Source organism: Microcoleus vaginatus FACHB-2002 (assembly GCF_040004035.1).
GTDB classification, from domain to species: domain Bacteria; phylum Cyanobacteriota; class Cyanobacteriia; order Cyanobacteriales; family Microcoleaceae; genus Microcoleus; species Microcoleus vaginatus_C.
The window spans coordinates 18,407-40,451 of sequence record NZ_JAMPLN010000049.1; the positions used below are offsets into that span (position 1 = coordinate 18,407).

Annotated in this window: 15 protein-coding genes and 1 pseudogene; 4 read left to right on the forward strand and 12 right to left on the reverse strand. The window is 45.6% G+C overall.

The genetic code is table 11. The features are described from left to right. Positions 1–2: 2 nt before the first annotated feature. From csm4 to NDI35_RS26600, 5 genes are read right to left on the reverse strand one after another with little or no spacing between them, the layout of a single operon-like run. Positions 3–1,103 (reverse strand): type III-A CRISPR-associated RAMP protein Csm4, encoded by a 1,101-nt coding sequence (gene csm4, locus NDI35_RS26580; RefSeq protein WP_445315352.1) that lies wholly within the window; start codon positions 1,101–1,103, stop codon positions 3–5. Continuing rightward, the gene (gene csm3, locus NDI35_RS26585; protein ID WP_445315366.1) at positions 1,100–2,089 is read right to left on the reverse strand and encodes a type III-A CRISPR-associated RAMP protein Csm3; all 990 of its coding nucleotides are present in this window, start codon (positions 2,087–2,089) and stop codon (positions 1,100–1,102) included. The genes csm4 and csm3 overlap by 4 nt, the downstream gene beginning before the upstream one ends. 59 nt (positions 2,090–2,148) lie before the next feature. Beyond that, entirely contained in the window at positions 2,149–2,661 is a 513-nt protein-coding gene (gene csm2 / locus NDI35_RS26590; RefSeq protein WP_445315353.1) for a type III-A CRISPR-associated protein Csm2, read from the reverse strand. A gap of 2 nt (positions 2,662–2,663) precedes the next feature. Continuing rightward, the gene (gene cas10, locus NDI35_RS26595; protein ID WP_445315354.1) at positions 2,664–4,958 is read right to left on the reverse strand and encodes a type III-A CRISPR-associated protein Cas10/Csm1; all 2,295 of its coding nucleotides are present in this window, start codon (positions 4,956–4,958) and stop codon (positions 2,664–2,666) included. 32 nt (positions 4,959–4,990) lie between these two features. Then, positions 4,991–5,296 carry a CRISPR-associated protein Csx3 gene (locus tag NDI35_RS26600; protein ID WP_445315355.1) on the reverse strand — a complete coding sequence of 102 codons (306 nt, stop codon included), beginning with the start codon at positions 5,294–5,296 and terminating at the stop codon, positions 4,991–4,993. Between the two features lie 103 nt (positions 5,297–5,399). Between NDI35_RS26600 and NDI35_RS26605 the strand changes: the two genes are divergently transcribed. Continuing rightward, entirely contained in the window at positions 5,400–6,821 is a 1,422-nt protein-coding gene (locus NDI35_RS26605) for a TIGR03985 family CRISPR-associated protein (protein WP_445315356.1), read from the forward strand. Between the two features lie 285 nt (positions 6,822–7,106). Here NDI35_RS26605 and cdf31 read toward each other — a convergent pair whose 3' ends face one another. Then, entirely contained in the window at positions 7,107–8,054 is a 948-nt protein-coding gene (cdf31, locus tag NDI35_RS26610) for a CDF family zinc efflux transporter Cdf31 (protein ID WP_445315357.1), read from the reverse strand. A 241-nt stretch (positions 8,055–8,295) separates the two neighbouring features. On the opposite strand from cdf31, the gene NDI35_RS26615 reads away from it, so the two are divergent. Beyond that, complete coding sequence (locus NDI35_RS26615) at positions 8,296–8,643, forward strand: hypothetical protein (protein ID WP_332956056.1); 348 nt, start codon at positions 8,296–8,298, stop codon at positions 8,641–8,643. A gap of 114 nt (positions 8,644–8,757) precedes the next feature. Here NDI35_RS26615 and NDI35_RS26620 read toward each other — a convergent pair whose 3' ends face one another. The 3 genes from NDI35_RS26620 to mtnA are packed head-to-tail and all read right to left on the reverse strand — an operon-like array spanning position 8,758 to position 11,206. Further along, positions 8,758–9,615, reverse strand: a complete 858-nt coding sequence (locus NDI35_RS26620; protein WP_445315358.1) for a sulfurtransferase — start codon at positions 9,613–9,615, stop codon at positions 8,758–8,760. 3 nt (positions 9,616–9,618) lie between these two features. Next, on the reverse strand, positions 9,619–10,095 hold the full coding sequence (locus NDI35_RS26625; RefSeq protein WP_445315359.1) for a type IV pilin-like G/H family protein: 477 nt from the start codon (positions 10,093–10,095) through the stop codon (positions 9,619–9,621). A gap of 49 nt (positions 10,096–10,144) precedes the next feature. After that, positions 10,145–11,206, reverse strand: a complete 1,062-nt coding sequence (gene mtnA, locus NDI35_RS26630; protein WP_445315360.1) for an S-methyl-5-thioribose-1-phosphate isomerase — start codon at positions 11,204–11,206, stop codon at positions 10,145–10,147. 532 nt (positions 11,207–11,738) lie between these two features. Between mtnA and NDI35_RS26635 the strand changes: the two genes are divergently transcribed. Further along, on the forward strand, positions 11,739–17,399 hold the full coding sequence (locus NDI35_RS26635) for an SdrD B-like domain-containing protein (protein ID WP_445315361.1): 5,661 nt from the start codon (positions 11,739–11,741) through the stop codon (positions 17,397–17,399). Between the two features lie 632 nt (positions 17,400–18,031). Here NDI35_RS26635 and NDI35_RS26640 read toward each other — a convergent pair. The 3 genes from NDI35_RS26640 to NDI35_RS26650 all read right to left on the reverse strand — a co-directional run bounded on the left by NDI35_RS26640 (position 18,032) and on the right by NDI35_RS26650 (position 21,093). Continuing rightward, complete coding sequence (locus NDI35_RS26640) at positions 18,032–18,577, reverse strand: hypothetical protein (RefSeq protein WP_445315362.1); 546 nt, start codon at positions 18,575–18,577, stop codon at positions 18,032–18,034. Between the two features lie 256 nt (positions 18,578–18,833). Further along, on the reverse strand, positions 18,834–20,192 hold the full coding sequence (locus NDI35_RS26645) for a cytochrome P450 family protein (RefSeq protein ID WP_445315363.1): 1,359 nt from the start codon (positions 20,190–20,192) through the stop codon (positions 18,834–18,836). 427 nt (positions 20,193–20,619) lie between these two features. Beyond that, entirely contained in the window at positions 20,620–21,093 is a 474-nt protein-coding gene (locus tag NDI35_RS26650) for a type I restriction-modification system subunit M N-terminal domain-containing protein (RefSeq protein WP_445315364.1), read from the reverse strand. A 162-nt stretch (positions 21,094–21,255) separates the two neighbouring features. Here NDI35_RS26650 and NDI35_RS26655 point away from each other — a divergent pair. Continuing rightward, positions 21,256–21,932, forward strand: a pseudogene (locus NDI35_RS26655) (transposase family protein); the annotation flags it as partial. Positions 21,933–22,045 lie beyond the last annotated feature (113 nt).

Here is a 22,045-nt window from a genome sequence, read left to right on the forward strand (position 1 = left end):
ATTTATTCACTCTTGACTTTGATAGGAAGACTTAAACTAATGCCGCTGCGGTAGATCGGATGATTTTTAGGTTTTTTAGTTTGTTTATCTATTAATTGATGAGGTGTAACGTCAGCAATTTTTCCTAACGGCGGCGACGAAAAAACCGAACCTTCCACAAACATTCGCAGCATTTGGCGGCGCAACTGTTGCCATGAAATCCAACCTCCTCGCTCTATAGTTTCATAGCAAGCATCTTTATCTTCGGTTATCAAATGCTTTAGCGCTGACAAATCATCATCCCAGAATAAACTCATTAGACTGTAATGACTTGCCTTGAAATCCACTACTTTTTGCCAAAATTCAGGTAACGACAACCATTCAACCTCAAAGTGTCCTGCACCGCTGCTGCGTTCGCCTCCTATTCCTTCTTCACCAAGCAGTTGTAAAGCAGCATAGAGTTGATTTTCTAAGGTTTCGTCTTTCTGAGAAAAGTTCAGCAGGAAGTACAAACCCGATAGACTTTTGATATCGTTACCATTTTGCTCCCATTGGAATTGCACAAAACCTGTATGATAAAAGTTGGTTGCTCTGGTAACGCGGTCTACTGCTATTTTTGGTTCTTGACCGATTTTAAAGGCTTCTTTATAGCTAAAAGTTCCCTGTTCGCGCAAAAAGCACTCAGATTTTTTCTTGTTACTCTCCTTAATTAGTTCTTGTCTGTCCTCACTGGTAAATCCTTCTCCCTGATACCATTTATGCCACACTTCTAAAGGCAGATAATTAATCTTTTTGTAAGCCTTGAAAAATTCTAAGTCTCCGTCACCAGCAGGGTAGTTAGCGGGAAACTTTAAAGGACGCGGCAAATAGTAAATATCGCGATCGTTGTGATGGCGATAGACAAACGTCGAACTCATCGTTACGGATGGCTGCGGGTTGAGAAACCGCTGCAATACTTTCTCAAAGTCATCCTTCTTAAACAATCGAGCGCAAGCACTAATCCAAGCACTAAATAGAGTGTCAGAACGCACGCGATCGCTCGTCTCCTCCATCCCAATTCCCAATTCCCCAAAATGAGCGGGAGAGTTGCCAAAATTGAGTTTAACTAATCTCCAGTTATTCATGCTTCGCCCCCATTTCCTGGCAGCAATCGCTGCTGAATTTCCTCGCGAAATTGGCTGAAGTTTTCGAGAAGTGCTTCTGTATTAGCCACGGGTTGAATTGGGGGCAAACCTGATTCTCCGCTGGCTATCTGACGGTATTGATTTAAACTGCGAAAAGAAAACTGAAAATCCGCAAATTTGACTTTGCCATAGCCGCGAGAACCGTGTCCGCCGAGAGCATCATCTTCTAATAATGCAAGTGCGATCGCCAGATTCTGCAAATCCTCAATAGCTTGAGAAGCATCTTCAACCGTGTAGATCAGTTCAAACTGAAATTTTGACCCAGCAGGAACCCTTTCTACTTGTCTGGGATTGGCTGCTGCTGTAATGCGATCGATACCGTTTTCAAACTTCCACTCTGTCATGTAAAGTCCGGTATTTACCCTCTCAAGTTTTTCTGCAGATTCCCTCTGTAAATGACAGTCCCGAACAATCAAACGGGCTGTGGCGTTCCGTCCTTTAACTTTAGTGTATAATTCTCCAATTTCGCCTTCTCTTTCCTCTACAAAACTCCCCAATCTACTGCCATCATTAGCTTTAGCAATCCTTCGCTTGGAACTGTCTTTTACTGCTTCTAATTGCTCTGCTTCAACCACATCAGTTTTTACCCAACAATCTTCCCCCGTAGATCCAAAAACGCGACAGACTTTGCAAGTTTTAGCGCCATCGTAAAAAATTAGCAGAGGTGGTTTTTCTCTTCCTTGCTTAACTTCGGTAAATCCATCTACTAAATCATCGCTTTCGTAGCGATAAGTACCGCTTCCACCAGGTCTGTTAACTGGCTTGTTTTCCAATCGTTCTAGAATGGAACGCAGTTTGCCTTTAATTGACGAACCAGGTAAATAAGGATGCTGAGTTAAAGGATCGCGAATGACCGGTTTATCAAGTCCTCCGATGTCGAGACTTTCTCCGCCTCCACCAATATGCAATCCGGTTTCTACATTCAGCGTACTGGTAATGCGAACTTTACCGAGTAAAGGTTTTTGTGTAAGATATACAGGCATAGCTATTTTCCACCTTCTGCTTTGTGATAAGCAATAATTGATTCAATCAGTTGAACGAGACGCTCAAAATCTTCGGTGCTGCGTACTTTGTCGATCGCCGCTGACATCACCTCACTCATCGGTTTTGCAGCTTTTTGTCTGGCTGCGGCGTAGGCTAGTTTTGGTTTAAGTAGAACTACTTCTATTTCTATTTTAGAAAAGTCATTCGTTTGAGCCAAAGTGACTTTCATCTGGTTCACAGCGTCGAGGAACTTCCGAACCTGATTAGTTTCTAATCGTTGCTGCTTCAAATAAGGGCCAAAATCCTCAGCGTGTTTAACCAAGTCGCGAATCGGATAAGTTTTTAAACTTTCTAATCCAGTAATGGTTTTGACTATCTTTTGCGTAATTTCTAAAGTCTGTTCAGTTGACTGAACCGTCTTGTCTGTCGAGGTGTGTAGTTGTTGTTTTTCCTGTTGTCTATTTGGAGAATTATAGACATTTGGAGAATTGGGTTTTTTAGGTGGTTCAGGCATTTTTATAAGCGGTTGAGTAGTTCAAGCCAAGTTGCGATCGCCCTAAAATAAGGCGCGTTATACGGATTTTTTAGAGAAGTTCGCACCGGGGCAAAATTATCATTGTCTCGGACTTGACTGGGAAGTCGCGCCAAAGTATAAACTATTTTAGGCAAATGTAAGTAGTAACGAATTTCCCTTTGTTGCTCTTCTGATTTATCCTGAATTTTTGCCAGAATATTTTCTTGAGCTTCCGCAGTCATCAACAGGTTGCGAATAAAACTTCGGGAGTAATTGCTCTCTAGATTTTTCAGTTGTTCGACAATGGGAAATATCCCCCACAAATCTGGTTTAAACTCGGTATTTAAGTAGTTTATAATTTCCTCGTCTATGACATCCCAGTTTTCTTGAATTCCCAACCATTCATCCCATTTAAACTTACCTCCAAACAAACCTAAACTATCCCGCCCATTACCTTTAGCAGCTTCTTCTGCTTCGCCAGATCTTTTAGCCGCTTGATACAGAGGAAATTTAGCACAATCGATGCTAATTCCCCCAGATAACGTAATATCTGGGTTTCTTCCCGTATAAGCTCGGAAACACTGGTAAACGTCAAAGGCAAATTCAACTATTTCATTCCATGCACCGCTGACAAATAGATCGTCGCCACCCGCGTAGATGAACAGGAGATTTGGGCGCTCGTCCTCTGTCAAGCATTTTGCATTCTCTAAGATTTTAACACTGTTTCGAGTTTGTAGGAAATTCTCCTTGCGGTTTTTTGCCAAACTGTTGAGATAGACTTTAAAGAAGTAACTCATTTGGCGAGAAAGTCCAGCCAATCTCGGTAACGTTTGATTTTTACCCAAACCTTCAGCAAAAATTCTCCCCAGCCTATCTACATCCATCCGCAAATAGCCAACTCTAGCAATACCCTCGGCTTTCTCAGCCATCTCATTCGCTCGTATAAATCCAGCCTTTTTTTGGTATTTTTCTTTTTTTTCGCTCCGCAGGGCATAGTTTCCTAACAAAAGCGGCACAGTATTATTTTTGTGATATTTTTTTAAGTCCCAATTGTTAACGAGCAAGACTGTTTCATCATCTTTAGCTACTTCTAAAGCTCCCTCGCATTCAGGAAAAAAGTAGTAATAAAAATTTGGCAAATAAATTCTGCCTACTCCGCCTTTAATGTTCGATCGCTTAGAGCGGACTATTGCCTTAACATCAAACAATTCATCCCCCAGCTCAAACATGGTGCGACACATCCAACAAGCACGAGATGAATCAGGCTCACGGCGATTTAAACTTTTGAGACTCTGCAAATCATCACGGTGGCAAACTCGGCAAGGTTCATGACTAGGTTTGGGTTGGATAAAGTCATGAAGGTCACTTTCAAACTTGCGGAGTTTCTGCTTGGCCAGGTTCTTAGTTACTTGTGTCCAGATATCCGCAAATTCTTTACTTTTGAGAGCTGTAGTTGGCACAGGCAAATAATCGATAGCTAAAAATAGTTTACCTTGAAACGTATTTTTGAGCCACTTGTTAAAGCGGTCTCGAATAGTATTTAAAGTAGCTTTTACCTTGCTTGTATCATTTGAGGCCAGCAAATATAAATTACCGCCACCCGCATAAATAACATTAGTACGTGGTAACTTTAACTCTTCCAAAAGCTGCTGAACAATTTCTTCAGTGACTAATTCCAGATAAAAACTTCGAGCGCGGAGAGATTTCAGCGCCCCGTCAGAAGAAATCGTGTAAATAAATTTTTGAATTCCCGATAAATCGCCAGCAATTAAACCGATTTCGTTGGCATCATGATTGTCAACCAAAGCAGATGCAACAGCCGCCGTCGATCGCACCATATCTATTAAAGCAATATTCCGCTCGCCAGAACTGAGACAAGAACCATACTTCTCTAACACCATAGTTAGCAGCGATAAGTTTTTGCAGTCTTGTTCGCGAAGATTTTCTAACTCTTTTTTTACCTTTTCTTTGTAGTTTTCTAAATGGGGAGGTTCTGTCAATGGATAAGGAATAGATGGATAACAATTATCCTTAGCTTCGATAGCCACTACCGGACAATAATGAGGTTCAAAATCTCTGTGTTTGCTATCGGGAAACTTTACCTCATCAAATAGCAACGCCAAGTAACTCACTTCTGGCTTTTTCCATGACAATAATTCTTTCGCTTTAGCCACGGCTTGATGTTCTGTATCTTCTGTTGAAAGTGGACAGCCATCGGGCAAACTTGCCCCAGCCCAATCTGCTAAAGTGCAGATAGCTTGCTGGATAACTTGGAGAGCAACTTCTTGTGATGTCATATCTAAAACTTCCTCAATTACCTAGCGAACTATCAATCAACTAAGTCACCCAAATTATACTCAGGATTGTGAGTAATAGCAATTACATATTTTCCCAATTTGGGATCGAAAACTCCAACTGCACCGTAAAGATGAGAAACTTTGTGAGCCAAAACACAAGCTACAGGTATAGATGTGGACCCATTAATTTTAATTAGCCGCCCTCCCGACAATTCCCCAGAATTGCTCATTTCTTCCAAACGAGCCGCCGCATCTTGCACAATTTGGTCGTTTTGAGCAGCTTCTCCAAATCCAATTTTTAACACTTCACCCTGAAGTTCAATCTTGTAAGTAGTCATCAGCTCTTCCCACTTGATCTCCCGGATTATTGCATACTATCGGAAACACCCCCTTCCGATCGCCCTTACGCTATAAAACACAACTTAAATCCCTCAACCCACCATGAACCCAACATTTCGCAATCCGCCACACCCCAGACTCCTAGAGGATTTCGCCAACGGATCACTCGACCAAATGCAAAATCTCACCCGCGCCATTAGGTTATGGGTTTTGGTAAGTTGGCTGTACAGCGACGAGGGATATATTGCCCTTAGCAGCCCCTTTACCTATGCTGATTGGCGCGAAGCTTTCTTTGGCAAAAATTACAAAGATGAAAAGCAGGAAGATATTCTTAACTATTCAGACCCGAATTGTGCTTGCAACAAAACAACGCAACAGTGGTTGACAAAATGGAATGTATCTGTAAACGAGTGGCGGCATTCTTTGCAAAAACAAATAGCTATTGCCGATGCGGATTTAGACAAGCTCTTAGCAGAAAAGTTATTCGCTCAGGTGCGAAAATCGCTGCAAAATGACTTCGATTTCTTGGTAAGCCGGAATTTGCTGCAACGGTTAACCAGGGTGACGGGTAGAAGTAAAAACTACCGCAGAGTTGACACAATACCGCCAATTTCCTGTCAAACAGAAAACCCCAATACAGACAGCAATTTGACTCCAAAAACACAGGCTTATCTCGCTGCTACTTTGGGGATGTTTAGTTTTCTAGACCCAAGTTTGCCTTTATTAGCCGACCAATTTTCAGAAGAGCTAGTTGATGAAGATAATCACCGCGTCTTTTTGTACGTTGATTATCTCGTACCCGAATCTAGTCCCATGCAAGATGCTGTCGATCAATTTCAGAGCGAATTGCAGGAAATGTGGGATTCTCAAAATATCGCTCCTTTGCTATTAACTTATCGCAGCGCTCATCAAAATCAGATTAAAGAGTGCGTTGTTTATCCTGTTTGTATTTACTTTATGGATCGAGCTAAATATTTGTGTGCCTACGGCAGCACCCCCAGAGGTGAAATTAATTGGTACAAATATCGGCTCGATCGCATTATTTCAAAACGTCTAGAATCCTTGGATTGGCAAGATTCTCGGGTTCCCCAATTACTCAAGGAAAAATATCAGGGAAATAACCTGCCAACTCCCAAAACAGTTAACGATATGTTAAAGGAAGCTTGGGGCTGCGATTTTTATAAAGAAACTGCGCTGATGGTATTGCGGTTCGATCGCACTTTTCATCAAAGTTATATGCAGGGAATCAGCATTCACCATACCTGTAACGCCATAGAGTACGATCGCGCCGCCACATTAATCAAACAATATACTCCCAACCCAGAACACCGATCGGCACTTTTACAAATCCTCCAGTCTCGCCCAACCGACGATGCTTACTACCAAGTCACTTACCGAGAGACAGACTACTACCCGCTGAGGTGGTTGCGCGCTTTAGGTTCAGAAGTCGAAATTCTGCTACCTTGGAACTTGCGACAGAAAATGGCCGTAGAAATCCAAAAAACTCGGAACTTGTACCAATAGTCTTTGGCTCGATAATTATCAAAGCTATTGTGGAAAACTTGCTGATTTCTGTGGAAAACCCCCCTTTTCCTGTGGAAAACTAGCACTAAATTAAGTGCGATCGCTTTAACTTCATTGATAGCATTTAAAAAATTGGAGCAATTGCGATCGCAAAAACCGCCTTCCTCCTTCATCCCTCAACCTGCGGTTTGCTAGAAATACAGCCTAAATATTTCCTCCTTCACATCCATCCTCTTCCAGCTTCAGTCTATCCGTTACACCCTTTAAATCCCTTACACTCATCCGTTACCCAACTTCACGCTTAACTTCTTCCTTCTCTTGAGAATCGTAGCTAATTTGGTCGGAATGGTAAGCCGGCGGCTCAACATGAATTAAGATGCGTACAGGGCTGAAACGTTCTTCCAAACGAGCTTCTACTTCTTCTGTAATCCGGTGAGCTGTTTCTACATCGACAGCATCCACAATCATGTGCATATCAATAAATACTTGACGCCCTACCACACCACGGGAGGCGATCGAGTGACAGTTGACAACCCCCGGTACATTGATCGCGATCGCGTGAATAACTTCCGGTGCGATCGCCATTTCATCCACCAGCCAAGGCAGATTTTCCCTTAAAACCTTCCAACCGCTGCTAAATACCAAAACAGCCACAGGAAAAGACAAAAACACATCCAGGGATTGTAATAGAGGTATATTCCAAACCTGCCCTTGCCAAACACCAATCAACCCGCCGATGACCATAATTGTCACCCAAACATCGCTCATCGTGTGCTGAGCGTCAGCCACTAAAATCGCGCTACCGAGACGTTGGCCAACTCTCCGCTCGTAAAAAGTGACAAAAATATTAATCCCCAGTACAATCAGCAAAATCCACAGTTCATTTGGGGATATTTTGACAACTTTACCCCCGTTAATCAGCCTTTCGACAGCACCGCTGAGAATTTCAAAACAGGCAATTCCCAGAAAAGCAGCAATTCCCAGAGCTCCGAGAGCATCAAATTTTTGGTGTCCGTAGGGATGATCGCGATCGGGCTGCGGATTGGCATAATGATTAGTTACCAATCCTAAAATATTATTAGCGCTGTCCGTGACGCTGTGCAAAGCATCTGCCAGCAAACTGAGGGAACCAGTCAGCCATCCCACGGCTGCTTTAATTGCCATCACCAGCAAATTTAGTAATAAAGTAATTATTAAAACCTTGCGGACTTCGGAACGGTTATCGGCCACCATAAAATCTCCTCGATCGGCCGTCAAGTTTTCTGGCTTCTAGTTTAAAGCTTATCAAGTCATAACAGGTTAAAACTATTGCTGAATCTAGCTTGCGACTAGATTTATCTTCATTAATTTAGCCTAGCTTCTTGAGACAAATTTTAATTAATAGCAGTTTTGCCGCCCAATTTAGCTGGCAGGTACTTCTTTTAGGTTATTGTATATTTTATCATTAACAATTGTATGTTAAATTTCATTGCCCATGTCTCTTTCTCCGCTGACACTGAATTTAGTCGAAGGTTCTGTCTCCTTTAGCTTTTCCCCGCAAGCCGCGCGGGATTTGCAAAGCGCGATCGCCGCTTTGATGGAAAGCTTGAAAGCTGTAGCCGCCAAAACTGCTGGCGGCAAAGCTTCTCCCCAGAAACCTATGGAATATCGGTATGCAGGAGATGTATTTTTGGAAGTTTTCTGCAACCCGAATATCTGGCCAACTCCTTTTGCTGCAAAAGTGCTGATTACGGTTAGGGACGATCGCGTGCGCGTCACCACCGAAGCCGAACTCAGCCGCCTGCGCGACGATCTCGCTCAGTATATCGAACAAGTCGGTTGAGATTCTCAACCTGAAACGCTCTTGTTTTAGATTCCCGACTTCTTGAAGCAGAACAGGCTTTCCGCCCTGTTCCACAAAGAGTTAATTTTCTTGTGGGGAGGAGGGGTTGGGCTTCTAGCCCGCCCCTGAAAGGCTTATTGAAAGGGGATAACTATCTGCCGGCGACGCCGACCATTCCCACATAGAACCTGCATAATTCTTAGCATTAAATCCCACATTTGTCAAGACACAAGTCAACCATGCAGAGCGAATTCCCCCGGAGCAATAACTCACAATTTGAGTTGACTGCGAAACTCCTTTTTGCTGCAAAATAGCGACAATTTCCCCACGACTCAGCAGTTGTCCCTGTTTGTCCATTAACTGTTTGTAATAGAGGTGAACCGCACCGGGAATGTGGCCGCCCCGCTTTTCTCCGTAAGGCGTTTTACCTGCATATTCTCGCGGCTCTCTGGCGTCAATAATGACTAAATTATCATCTCCTAAAATAGCTTTCAAATCATCCCGCTGAATTGCCCAATTCGAGCTGCGAGATATTACAAAATCTCCAGTTTGCGGTGGATTTTTTGCAGCTTTTACTCGATTAATTCCAGCTTTGATTAAAGCTCGATATCCTCCATCGACAAAAACTGCTTTTTCGTGTCCCAAAGTCCGCAACATCCAAACAATTCGCCCGTCTTCGCCCCACCCTTTCACGGAATCGGCAACCACTATGACAGGTTTGTCTTGACAAATACCAATTGCTTGCAGTTTTTGAGTTAAAACTGTGTTATTTTCGATAATTTTTCCCTTGTGGGGAAAGTCGGAACGCGAAAATTCCTGCCAAGTTACGGGAATAGCTGGTGGGAGACGGCAAAACCACTTTAAAATGGGTGCGCGAGCATCTAGTAAAGTAGCTTCTTGTTCCAGCAATTGCTTAGTTAAATCTGCATTAACTATCCAGTTATTTGCTAAATTACCCAGTAAATTAGACATAATTTATTGAGTAACTTTGGCTGTATTAGCACCGCAGGCTAAAACCCCTTTGGTATTAGTTGGATTAGCTGGTTTAGTCTTGCCAGGAGCAGCATTTATACACAAGATTGTTTGGGTCTTGTTTTCCACCAAAAAGACTCCCCCCACAAAACTTTTGAGATTAGCTTGTTTCGATACTCCGTAGTTAAATACAGCACCTTTTTTCATCATGCCGATCGAGTAGCTGTAATTGGCTGAGTTAGGTTTAACTTGGAGACCGAGATAAACCAATAGATTGGAAACAGAACTTGTAAAGCCTGCTTTTTCAGCATAGTAAACTTGCTGAGCTTTATTCATCGAACCCACAAATTTTTTGGCTTCTAATTCCTTAGCTTTAAGTGTTTGTGACACTTGAGCTTCCGAGACAGGACTGAAAACAACTGGCAGAGTTAGAGCTGCGATCGCAACTTTGAGCTGCCAGTTGCGGCTGCTAGGAATCATGCTTGATTTCACAGATAACAGGTGGAATGAGCGGTTGGGCAACATACAATTAAACTAATTGTTTTGCCTGAAACTGTTTCAACGCCCCAGGAGCAACCGTGCCGTGTTCAGTAATAATTCCTGAGATTAATTCCGCCGGAGTTACGTCAAAAGCGGGATTGTAAAATTCGACCCCCACAGGACAAATTCGCGTAGTTCCAACTTGATACATTTCAACTGGATCGCGTTCTTCAATGGGGATTTTGCTGCCGTCGGAAAGTTCAAAATCAATTGTTGACAGAGGAGCGGCCACAAAAAACGGGACGTTGTGAGCTTTGGCAACAATTGCTAAACTGTAAGTGCCAATTTTATTGGCGGCGTCGCCGTTAGCAGCGATTCTGTCTGCACCGACAACTACTGCGTGAATCATGCCGAGTTTCATGCAGTGAGCGGCCATATTGTCGGCTATTAATGTGACGGGAATTCCTTCTTGCACGCATTCCCAAGTGGTGAGTTTGGCACCTTGGAGACGGGGCCGAGTTTCGTCTGCAAAAACTCTTCCGAGTCTTCCTTCTCGCCAAGCAGAACGAAATACACCTAAAGCAGTTCCGTAGCCGGCAGTTGCTAATGCACCTGCATTGCAGTGAGTTAGTAAATTCAATTTTTCGGGTGTAGCGGGCAGAACTTCTAAACCTTTGTCGCCGATATCTTTACAAGTTTGCAAATCTTCGGCTTGAATGGTTTTGGCCATTTCTAACAAAGTTTTTTGCACTTGTTCGACAGAACCGCTAGTTCTCTCAGCCGTTTTGAGCATTCGCGATATTGCCCAAAACAAATTAACCGCCGTGGGACGAGTCGATCGCAATAACTCGCCAACTTGTTCTAGTTTAGTAAAAAACTCGGTGCGATCGCCCGTTTCGATTTCTCGCGCCCCCAAATACATCCCGTAGGCTGCTGCAACCCCGATCGCCGGAGCACCTCGGACTATCATAGTTTTAATCGCCTCAGCCATATCTTCGCAGCGGCTAATTTCGACTACAGCGTATTCTTTCGGCAGTCGGTTTTGGTCAATTAGCAGAACTCGGTCTTCGATCCAAGTGACGGGGGAAACGGGGGAGTTTTGAGCGGTCATCTATTTCAATTATGTGAGGGACAAGTTTCTATGATGCCATGAAGGCGACTATTCCTCTATGTTATGAGGGACACGCTGAATTTGCCAAAATCCCAGTTTTGCGGTTTGAGATTCGAGACAGGAGATTTGAGATTGAATAATTGCTGCATACCTACCACTCTCTGGGTTTGGAACTTATACAGATTTGGATTCTTTTTCACAAAAGTGTACTTAGTAAAAAACCGTACATTAAGTTGTGTAAATTATACTTACGTTTTCTGAAAAATTTCCGTAATCGGGAACAAGCTAGCTGTACCAGGGGTCTGGTTTTTTTAAGTTGAGAATGAAAAAGTGCGATCGAGCAACTTTCCAGCTCCAACAGATTTACAAGAAGCACAAAAATAGATAATTGTAAAGCTTTGTCTGTACAACTTTTACTGAGTTGAAGGCGGGTTTTGTGGTAGCCGTATTTGTGGTGGATTGAAGTAGCGATTATCATCGCACGGAAACAACATTTTGAAAACCTACTTAGGTGCATGGGGGAACAGTAATTATGAAAAACCTACACATAGTCTTCGTAGATTCAGCAGTTGAAGATTGGCTAAGTCTGGCGGTCGGTGTTAAAGCGGGGATGGAGGTAATTTTAGTCGATCGCACGCGGGACGGCATCGAACAAATTGCCGAAGCACTGCAGAGCCGCAAAGGTATAGAAAGCGTTCACATTATTTCTCACGGGGAATCTGGAAGTTTGCAGCTAGGGCCAACTATCCTGAATTCCGACAATTTAGAAACATATAGCGACTGTTTGAAACAGTGGTTTTTGTCATCGGTAAACTCAATTAAAAATCGATTTGAAATTCTGCTATACGGATGTAACGTAGCAGCAGGTGAAAAAGGAGAGGCTTTTGTACAAAAGCTGAGCAAGTTAACAAAAGCTAATATTGCTGCTTCTGCAGATATTACCGGGAGTGCCCATAAAGGCGGAAACTGGGTACTTGAATACGCTACTGGAGCGATTAAAACAGGATTGGCGATCGAGCCGGAGGTAATGGCCAACTACGCGCATACATTGGCGACGTTTACTGTTACTAATATCAACGATGCTGGGCCGGGTTCGCTGCGACAAGCGATTACGGATGCGAATGCAGCGGCCGCACCGCCGCACAATATTAACTTCAACATTCCCGGTGCAGGCGTTCAGACGATCGCGCCCCTGACTGCCTTGCCACCCATCACCACGGCTGTTAGCATCAATGGCTTCAGTCAACCTGGGGCTGCTGCTGCGACTGCGACTGCTCCAGCCACGGTACTGATTGAACTAAGTGGAGCCAGCCCGGGGTTGGTTGCAAACGGTTTAACACTCCAGGGCAGTGGCATCAACGTAGAAGGGCTGTCAATCAATCGCTTCAGTGACAGCGGGATCGCTATCCTAGGCAATACTTCCACGGGAAACGTAGTGCGGGGCAACTACATCGGCACCAATCCAGCAGGGACTGCTGCGTTGGCCAACGGCTTCGGTGTGTTTAACAACGCACCAGGAAACAGGATCGGTGGGAATTCAGCAGCCGATCGCAACGTCATTTCCGGCAATACTGCCGATGGTGTCGTCATCTTGGGCGGTATTGGGGGCAACCAAGTGCTGGGTAACTACATCGGCACTAACGCCACAGGCACCACCGCCTTGCCTAACACCAGCGGAGTTACCCTCAATGGCGTACCGAACAACACTGTTAGCGGAAATGTTATTTCCGGCAATGGCACCGGTACGGTCATTCTCGGTGCTGATGCCAGTGGCAACTTTTTGACAGGCAACTTTATCGGCACTAATTTTGACGGCAGCGCCGCTGTCCCTAACACTAATACCGGCGTATTCATTGTGGCAGGTGCAAGCAACAATACCATCGGTGGAACGACCCCAGCGGCTCGCAACATTATTTCCGGCAACGGTAATGGTGTCGCTCTTTTTGATGCCACCACTACCGATAACTCCTTGTTAGGCAACTTCATCGGTGTCGGGGCTAACGGTACAACTGCGCTGCCCAATGCTACTGGGATATTTATTGCTGCTGGCGCAAAGAACAATACTATTGGCGGAACGACCTCACAGGCTCGCAACATTATTTCCGGCAACGGTAATGGTGTCGCTCTTTTTGATGCCACCACTACCGATAACTCCTTGTTAGGCAACTTCATCGGTGTCGGGGCCGACGGTACGACAGCGGTGCCCAATGCTACTGGGATATTCATTAACCTAGCAAACAATAATGCGATCGGCGGTACGGCAGCAGGTCAAGGAAATACGATCGCCAGCAACCTCGGTTCGGGAGTAAATATCATCGCCGGTACGGGTAACAGCATCCAAAACAACTCGATCTTTGCCAACGCCGGCTTAGGAATCGACCTCGGCAACGACGGCATCACCGCCAACGATCCCGGCGACGCCGACATCGGTGCAAACAACCTCCAAAACACCCCCGTACTCACCACCGCTACTGCCAGTGCTGGCAGCGTCACCGTCGCGGGTACTTTCAACAGCACTCCCAGTACCCCGTTCACCCTCCAATTTTTCGCCAACACTCCCCCCGGCACCCAAGGCCAAACATTCATCGCTTCTATCCCGGTAACTACTGACGCTGCCGGCAACGCTGCTTTCAATCAAACTTTCCCAGCAGCCGTCACCGCAGGCCAATTAATCACCGCGACAGCAACCGACGCCGCCGGCAACACTTCGGAATTTTCCGCACAGCCTGTTCCCGTTGTCGTACCGCTGAGTACCATCACCGGCATCAAATTTAACGACATTGACGGCAACGGCACTCAAGCTGCCGGAGAAGTTGGTGTCGCCGGAGTGACTGTTTTTCTCGACACTAACGGTGACAACATCCTCAGTGCCGGTGAAACTTCCGCAACTACCGGGGCTGACGGCAGTTTCACTTTCGGCAACTTGCCTGCGGGCACTTACAACGTTCGGGAAGTCGTACCGGCTGGCAGTCAACAAACTACTCCCAACCCGCCCCCAGTGACGCTGGCAGCAGGCCAAACTACTCCTGCTACAGTTAATTTCGGCAACCAAGCAATACCAGTACCGCTGAGTACGATCGCCGGCATCAAATTCAACGACATTGACGGCAACGGCACTCAAACCGCCGGAGAACTAGGCGTCGCCGGAGTGACTGTTTTTCTCGACACTAACGGTGACGACCTCCTCAGTACCGGTGAAACTTCCGCAACTACCGGGGCTGACGGCAGTTTCACTTTCGGCAACTTGCCTGCGGGCACTTACAACGTTCGGGAAGTTGTACCAGCTGGAAGTCAGCAAACTACTCCCAACCCGCCCCCAGTGATTCTGACAGCAGGCCAAACTACTCCTGCGACGGTGAATTTCGGCAATCGATCGACACCCGCTGTACTCGGCAGCATTACTGGTATAAAATTTAACGACATAGACGGCAACGGCACTCAAGCTGCCGGAGAAGTTGGCGTTCCCGGAGTTACAGTTTTCCTCGACACCAACGGTGACGGCATCCTCGGTGCCGGCGAAACTTCGGCAACTACCGATGCTAACGGCGGCTTCAATTTCCCCAACTTGCCTGCCGGCACTTACAACGTTCGGGAAGTTGTACCGGCCAACAGCCAGCCAACTACTCCCAATCCCGTTGCTGTGACGCTGGCAGCAGGCCAAACTACTCCTGCTACGGTGAATTTCGGCAACCAAGCAATACCCGCTGTACTCGGCAGCATTACTGGTATAAAATTCAACGACATTGACGGCGACGGCACTCAAGCAGCCGGAGAAGTTGGTGTGCCCGGAGTCACTGTTTTCCTCGACACTAACAACGACGGCATTCTCGATGCCACAGAAACTTCGGCAACTACCGATGCTAACGGCGGCTTCAATTTCCCCAACTTGCCCGCAGGCACTTACAACGTTCGGGAAGTTGTACCGTCATTCAGCCAGCCAACTACTCCCAATCCGGTTTCAGTGACGCTGGCAGCAGGTGAAACGACTCCTGCTACAGTTAATTTCGGCAATAGCCTCCAGACGGGCACCATAACTGGCATTAAATTCAACGACACCAACGGTAACGGCACTCAAGATACCGGAGAAATTGGCATCCCTGGCGTCACGATTTTCCTTGACACTAACAACAACGGCACTCCAGACACCGGAGAAACCCAAGTTACTACCGATACCGATGGCAGCTACAGCTTCCCCAACCTGCAAACAGGTACCTACAACGTCCGGGAAGTGGTGCCGACAGGTTTTACGGCAACCACCCCTAACCCCCGAACGGTTCCGTTAGATCCAGGTCAAACTTCCACTGCCAATTTCGGCAACCAACCAGTCCCGCCAACACCAACGCCGCCTCCGACTCCGACACCGCCTCCGACTCCGACTCCGCCTCCGACTCCGCCTCTGCCTCCCACTCCGGTCCAGCAAGGCAGCATCAGCGGTCTTAAATTCAACGACGGCAACGGCAACGGTACTCAGGATGCGGAGGAAACTGGTCTTTCGGGATGGCAAATTTTCCTCGATGCTAACGGGAACAACTCTTTAGATGAGGGCGAAACTACTGTTACCACTGACAATTCTGGTAATTACAGCTTCAACAACCTCAATCCCGGCACTTACAATGTGCGGGAAGTCCAGCAGACTGGCTGGACGCAAACTACTGCTAATCCGGCGGCGGTTAATCTGGGTAGTGGCGAAAGTCAATCGAACGTTAATTTTGGCAATTTCCAAAATATTAGCATCTCCGGCAGCAAGTTTAATGACCTCAATAATAATGGGGTTTTGGATGCTCAAGAACCGCTCTTGCCGAACTGGCAAATCTTCCTTGACGCTAACAGCAATGACTCTTTAGATGCTGGAGAAGTTAACACTTCAACGGATAGTTTGGGCGGCTACAATTTCGCTAATTTAGGCCCGGGAACTTATCGAGTTCGGGAAGTCAATCAACCTGGTTGGACGCAAACTACTGCCAATCCTGCTGATATTATTGCTGTCAGCGGCACTAATGTTAGCAATATTAACTTTGGCAATTCCTTCGCCCAAGTCCAACCACCAACACCCACACCACTACCACCGCAAGAAGGACAAGATGCTGACTGCATTTGTTCGCAAATTGTTTTACCCAGCCTTAGCAGTATTCGCGCTCCAAATTCTGTCACTAATAGCCGCAACGGTACTAACGGCAACGACACTATTCTCGGCACTAATAACGGTGACGAAATAAATGGTTTTGATGGCGATGATTTGTTGGCAGGATTACAGGGCAATGATAATATTTACGGGGGACTTAACAGTGCTTTCCCGGTTGGCCCAGATATAGACAGCGACTTGCTGTTTGGCAATGAGGGTAATGATTACCTCAATGGGGTTGCTGGAGATGATTTAATCTTTGCGGGCAAAAACGAAGATGTGGTTTACGGCGGCAAAGATGACGACATTATTTTCGGCGACCAAGAAAGCGATACTTTAATTGGCGACCAGGGTAACGATACTATCTACGGGGGAACTATTAACCCCTTCGACCCGGATTTGACTGGCAACGATTTGCTGTTTGGTTTGGCGGGCGATGACTTCCTCAGCGGGCAGAACAATCAAGATACGATCGCAGGTGGTGATGGTAATGATACAGTGCGTGCTGGCAAGGGCGATGACTTAGTTGTCGGCGAATTGGGCAGCAACCTGCTGTTTGGCGATGAAGGCAGTGATACTATCTGTGGCGGCGAGGGGGAAGATACAGTGTATGGGGATATTGGTAGCCCCCTCCCCATTGGTTCTACTGGCGGAAAAGACCAAATATGCGGCGGTTTGGGCAACGATTTGTTGTTTGGCAATGAAGGTCAGGATACTGTCAACGGGGATACTGGGAACGATACTCTTTACGGCGGTAAGGATGAGGACAGTTTGCTTGGCAGTGCTGGGGACGATTGGCTGTTTGGAGATCAGGGGAATGATACTCTGATTGGAGGTACCGGAAACGATCGATTTATGTTGGGTATTGACCTCGGCAGCGAGACTATTTTAGACTTTCAATACGGCCTCGATTCGATCGGCTTAATGGGTGGTCTGGATTTCTCGCAACTGAGCATTGTTGCGGAGAATACTTCTACTCTCATCCGAGTTACTGGTTCCGGGCAACTTTTGGCAACTCTCAACAATGTGCCTGCAAGCGTGATTACTGCAACAGATTTTGCTGTCCTGTAGTGCGATCGACCTAATTAATTAGGTGAGAATATTGTAGGGACGATGGATGAAGAGACGGTTGGCGAATCAAAAAAGGGTGAAACCAAACATCTTACAGCAGATTCCACGTTGTTTGTGAAGTACACCCCAGATCCATGAATCCCCGTAGGGAAAAGGCATTGCCTTTTCCCTACTACTTTATGAACCTGGAACACGCTGTATAATCATGGCAAATAAAATCTAATGAGCCCGAAGTAATATCGTTTTCGGGGGAGCATCTCATATTTGTAAAAACACTTCTTCTGGCTCCTGACTTCTTCCTTCTGACTCTTTTCTCCTGGCTCCTGACTCCTGACTCCTAACTCCAATTTTGGGCTTGGCTGCTTTCATTGAGATGCTCCCGTTTTCGGTTACACAGCGCCGTTTCCTACCGGTGAGTAATATTAATTCCGACGCTACCGCAGTTGATATGACTCGGGGTCTAAAAACTGCATGGTTGAGTGTTAATTGTTGACTCGATTTTATGATTCCGATGCAACCGAAAACGATATCAGATTAAACTTGGCATCGTAGAGGTCGTCGGTTCAAATCCCGCCACTTCGATCGACAAAACCCGCCTAACCAAGCGGGTTTTGTAGTTTCCCTAAATAGTTTCACTCTTTGGCAATGATTAAACAATCACTCTCAACTTTAGACAGCATATCTGGAAAAGCTGAGGTGTAATTGCCATCTTTGTCTACAATCCTGCGAAGTATATATCCGTTGTCAGGAGGTCTGCCGAAAAACGAGTTTGTGCGATGCCAGATATCTCCATTCGGAGTGTTCGGATCTCGATCGATCAAAAAATCTACAAGCCACTGCGGCACAGCGAATCCAAACACTATGGGCGTGATGTGTCCGTGCTGCAAAGTTGCATCCGAGAATCGGAACAAGTAGCTGAAGCGAGAAAATTTGACTAAATAAAGTAACATCCGTCCCGCCATTGATGAATGAAATGTCCAGATAACAGGGTCAAAAACGCGCAGCAATAACGTCCGTTCCTGAGCATTCCAGTCTGAACTGTACATCGTCAGACAATCGTCTGGTAAAACATTCCCGTCCATAAAAAAGATACCTTGCAGGGCTTCAGGTAACTCCGCTGGATGTTCTACTTTCATCCAATTCGCGATGTCTTTTAGTTGCTTTTGTTCGATTAACATGGTATTATTTATCCTCAAAATAGTTGTGTTTTGGTTTCCTATTAGATACCCCCTTGACTTCTTACTTGCTCGATAGATAGTTTGTGTGGCGTGCGGTTTCAACTCAGATCTTGCACCATTGCCAATCAGTTATTCAAGGGCGGGTGGGACACCCCACAAGAAACTTGATGTCTTGTGGAACAGGCCGGAAAGCCTGTTAAGCGAGAATGGTGCAATATCTCAGTTCAATCACTGTCCGATCGAGCTTTTGGATTGATTACCGCCGCAAGTTAGGATCAGAGCTTCGCCGCACTTTGCCTACCGTACTCACAACATCCACCAGCATCTTGAGTGCAATGTCTTTACCGGGGCAAATCCGTCCCGCGCTCCGATCGCCCACGGAATGAAATCCCATATGAAAAGGGCACAGATTCTCCCGCTTAGGGTTGAATTCATATACCGTAGAGCCCCAGAAACTCTCGTCTAGCAGCCCCAAACTGAGCGGTATCAGTACCTTGGTTCCGGCAGGGAAAGTGCGCTCTTTGCCCGCTACCGTTGCGGTGAAAGGCTCTGTCGCGACTCGGTGGGTGGCGCTGACGGGGGCCCAGAGGCGCGCGCATTCCAGGAGGAACAGCTCGATCGACTGGCGATCGTCCAAATCGAGCTGATCCCAAAAATCAGTCGGGTTAATTTCGGCCGTCTGCTGTCCTTTATAGGCGGGGAGAGGGCGATATCCCATTGCCGTGTAGCCTAGGTGCAGGGGGCCTTGCAGTCCCGCTATCCCCATAATCGATGTCATCAGCTTCGCCAATTCCCGCTTAGTCATGCCGTTGTTTTCCGAGCTCTCCTCGAAGTCGGCTAAAGCTGGGGAATTTTCATAGATAGTCGCTGCACGCTCGATTAGAGTGGACAAATCCCCGTGTCCAAACAGGTTCAGGCTTTGCAGCAGGTTGCCGATGACGGCGAAGTAGTGCAGCGGGCTTTGGCGAGTGTAATGCAATTCGGTGAGAAGTTCGATCGACTCTGAATCGTCTGGATTAATTCCAAAGATGACGTAGTGCAGGTATCGGACTAAAAATCCCATCCAACCCCGCTTGACATCGGTAAAAAACGCTCCCCCCGCACCGTGTGGCATTTGGGCATAATCTGCGGCTAGCCGATCGAGCAACCGCCTGCTGATTTCGTCTCCCTGGCGATCCGCTGTCGCACTGTTGAAGAGATATTTCTGCATACAGCTTCGGAATGCTGCGTGGTTGCTGCTACCATCAGTTTCGCGATCGGACAAAGACAGCAGGAAAAGGTTTCTGCCGCCGACATCTTGGTTGGGGGCGCTATCGGGATCGAGTACAGAAGTACCAAGCCGCCATCCGCGCGCCTGGGGCGATGTGAGTGCTTTTTCCAGCGTGTCAAACTCTCCCATCACGACTTGCCCCGCGCAGCAAAAGTTGGCTCCGAAAGCCAGCCGTTTTATCTGCAAATAGGTGGGTTCGTTCGCAATCAAACCCTCAATCAGGGCGATCGGCGGTAACATCGTTTTGCTGAGACTTTCTTCCGGGTTTTGCAAAGCCCAAGCCTGAAACTCGTTCAGGGCCGGGTTCATCAGCGATGAGAAAATAGTATCTAAATTTAGGTTCATCATAATTCCTCCAAGAATCCCTCGCCATCACCCGCTTAGCATTTAGCAGCAAGAGGGTATTGAGCAGTAATAGAGCGGGTATTGAGTCCCACTTAAATGCCAAAATCAGTAAGTATAACTATAGCCATCTTTATTTGTAAACGCAGTGGCAATATAGATATAGTTTTACTGAATATGTCTGCACCCCCGTCTAGCCTTGTCCCGGAGATTGAGTGGAATTTTTAACGATTGCTGGTAAGTAGATCTACTTTCTGTATCTAAACTATTAGCCCCAATCTCTGAGAGTAGCACATAAACCGTAGTTATGTGCTACTACTTGCTATTAAATTTAGCAAAAATCGGCGACATTAATTAGAGTGGATGATACCTCATTCAGAGCAGCTAAAATTTCTACGGCTGCTGACAAACGAATTAAATTTACACTGTTTTAGTGAGTAATTGACAGTTGGGAGAAAGTAAGATTGTTTCCTAGAGAAAGCAAATCTTTAGTGTCTTCTTTTTTGCGAGCGTGCCCCGTCGCACTTTGAAGATTCCGCAAATAAGCGAACAACCCAGGGCTTTTTGTCCCGTCACCCAGCGTTACTTCATCATTGTTAATGAATTTGAGCAAATCATCGCCGCTCATCCCTTCATCATCAGCAGCCCAATCACGGCCACGGTAAGGATGTTCAATTAAAGGTTTATAACTTGTTCCTTCTAAAAATGTTTCGGCTTCTCTGACCTTCTCCACATCATCTAATAGCTTGAGAAAAAGAACCCAAGTAAATTGGGGTAAACGCTCTAACTCCCCATTCATTCCCTTATCTTTCCGCATGATGTCACGCGCAGACTTAATCACGCTGCCGAGGCGCTGGGCAGTGGTGACGGTTTTATCGTTTTTGGACGTGGTACGTTTTTGCATTAATTTTTATATTAGACCTCTTGCAAAATAATTTTGTGATATAATGAAAAGTTTTTCTGAGAGTTGATTGAATCCCAACTCCTAACTTATTTTCACTCTGGTCTTGCTATAAACAAGATAAAATGCTAGAAAGTTCTGTTGTCGTTACACAATAAGTAAATCATGAAAAATCAATCTTATCTAAATTTGAAACCCGATCAATTTCAACGTAGATTTGGTATCAAGATTCAAACCCTAAAAGCAATGGTTAACGCCAAGCGTAAACTTTGCCGTAGAAAATCCTAAAGACAGAAGAGGACGTCGCACCATTCTAACTCTAGAAGAACAGGTCTTAGTAGCCTTGGAATATTGGCGAGAATATCGAACATATTTTCATATTGGGACAAGTTGGGGAGTATCTGAATCAACTATTTGCCGAATTGTAACTGATATCGAATCAACTTTAATGAAAACGGTAAAGTTCCGTATTCCGGGGAAAAAGGCATTATTCAAAGACTCTGATTATCCAGACTGCGTGGTAATGGATGTCACAGAAACAGCGATTGAACGACCTAAAAAAAAACAGAAGAGATATTACTCACGCAAGAAGAAATGTCATACTCTAAAAACTCAATTGGTAATTAATCAAGAGACAAAAAAAATATTTGCACTGCTTTTGGACCAGGGCATTGCCACGATTTTAACTTGTTTAAAAAAGTAAAATTTATTTTTATCCCGAAACAAATAGCTTAGAAGACAGTGGCTATCAAGGGATAAAGGATTATCAGCCTAATAGTTATCTCCCTAAAAAAAAACCAAAAAATAGGAAAATTTCTCGTCTAGAAAAAGACTACAATCGACAGGGTAAGAGCATCTCAATCATGCTTGACAAAAGCACTTGAGAATTTGCATCATATAGTCATTGTTCATCGCAGCCCGTTTGATTTTTTGTCGCAGGCTACGCTGGAGAGTT

What these genes read in the sequence shown, in the direction of transcription:
- csm4 (WP_445315352.1), bottom strand. Translation starts at nt 1,103, where the DNA reads ATGAATAACTGGAGATTAGTTAAACTCAATTTTGGCAACTCTCCCGCT.
- csm2 (WP_445315353.1), bottom strand. Translation starts at nt 2,661, where the DNA reads ATGCCTGAACCACCTAAAAAACCCAATTCTCCAAATGTCTATAATTCT.
- cas10 (WP_445315354.1), bottom strand. Translation starts at nt 4,958, where the DNA reads ATGACATCACAAGAAGTTGCTCTCCAAGTTATCCAGCAAGCTATCTGC.
- NDI35_RS26600 (WP_445315355.1), bottom strand. Translation starts at nt 5,296, where the DNA reads ATGACTACTTACAAGATTGAACTTCAGGGTGAAGTGTTAAAAATTGGA.
- NDI35_RS26605 (WP_445315356.1), top strand. Translation starts at nt 5,400, where the DNA reads ATGAACCCAACATTTCGCAATCCGCCACACCCCAGACTCCTAGAGGAT.
- cdf31 (WP_445315357.1), bottom strand. Translation starts at nt 8,054, where the DNA reads ATGGTGGCCGATAACCGTTCCGAAGTCCGCAAGGTTTTAATAATTACT.
- NDI35_RS26615 (WP_332956056.1), top strand. Translation starts at nt 8,296, where the DNA reads ATGTCTCTTTCTCCGCTGACACTGAATTTAGTCGAAGGTTCTGTCTCC.
- NDI35_RS26620 (WP_445315358.1), bottom strand. Translation starts at nt 9,615, where the DNA reads ATGTCTAATTTACTGGGTAATTTAGCAAATAACTGGATAGTTAATGCA.
- NDI35_RS26625 (WP_445315359.1), bottom strand. Translation starts at nt 10,095, where the DNA reads ATGATTCCTAGCAGCCGCAACTGGCAGCTCAAAGTTGCGATCGCAGCT.
- mtnA (WP_445315360.1), bottom strand. Translation starts at nt 11,206, where the DNA reads ATGACCGCTCAAAACTCCCCCGTTTCCCCCGTCACTTGGATCGAAGAC.
- NDI35_RS26635 (WP_445315361.1), top strand. Translation starts at nt 11,739, where the DNA reads ATGAAAAACCTACACATAGTCTTCGTAGATTCAGCAGTTGAAGATTGG.
- NDI35_RS26640 (WP_445315362.1), bottom strand. Translation starts at nt 18,577, where the DNA reads ATGTTAATCGAACAAAAGCAACTAAAAGACATCGCGAATTGGATGAAA.
- NDI35_RS26645 (WP_445315363.1), bottom strand. Translation starts at nt 20,192, where the DNA reads ATGAACCTAAATTTAGATACTATTTTCTCATCGCTGATGAACCCGGCC.
- NDI35_RS26650 (WP_445315364.1), bottom strand. Translation starts at nt 21,093, where the DNA reads ATGCAAAAACGTACCACGTCCAAAAACGATAAAACCGTCACCACTGCC.